Source organism: Phocaeicola sp. RTP21198st1_B8_RTP21198_201120, from assembly GCF_040929485.1.
GTDB classification, from domain to species: Bacteria; Bacteroidota; Bacteroidia; order Bacteroidales; family Bacteroidaceae; genus Phocaeicola; species Phocaeicola dorei.
In genome coordinates, this window is the sequence record NZ_JBCOCI010000440.1 from 1 (window position 1) to 636 (window position 636).

Genomic DNA, 636 nt, shown 5'->3' on the forward strand with positions numbered 1-636 from the left:
GGTTTAATCACTACATTGCTCGAAATGTGCTTCTCTAATGTAGAAGGCGGTTTGGAAATCAGCCTCGACAAGATGAAGGAAGAAGATATCGTCAAGATTCTGTTTGCAGAAAACCCGGGTATTGTTATCCAGATCAGCGACAAGCATAAGGATGAAGTGAAGAAGATTCTGGAAGACGCCGGCGTAGGCTATATAAAGCTGGGTAAACCGACTGACGAACGCCACATTTTGGTATCTAAAGACGGTGCTACTTACCAATTCGGTATCGATTATATGCGTGATGTCTGGTATTCTTCTTCTTACCTGCTCGACCGCAAACAATCTATGAACGGTTGCGCAAAAGCACGTTTCGAAAACTATAAGATGCAACCTGTTGAATTCGCTTTCATGCCGGAATTCAAAGGTAAGCTTTCTCAATACGGTATCACTCCGGATCGTCGTACCCCAAGCGGTATTCGCGCGGCTATCATCCGTGAGAAGGGTACAAACGGTGAGCGCGAAATGGCTTACTCACTCTACCTAGCCGGTTTCGACGTAAAAGACGTTACGATGACCGACCTCATCAGCGGACGCGAAACCCTGGAAGACGTAAACATGATCGTTTACTGCGGTGGTTTCTCTAATTCTGACGTACTG

The 636-nt window shown here is 46.1% G+C and carries 1 protein-coding gene; it reads left to right on the top strand.

Annotated features, from left to right (window positions below; translation table 11 throughout):
- A partial coding sequence (locus AB5935_RS27075) for a phosphoribosylformylglycinamidine synthase subunit PurQ (RefSeq protein WP_368327984.1) occupies positions 1-636 on the top strand: 636 nt, incomplete at both ends.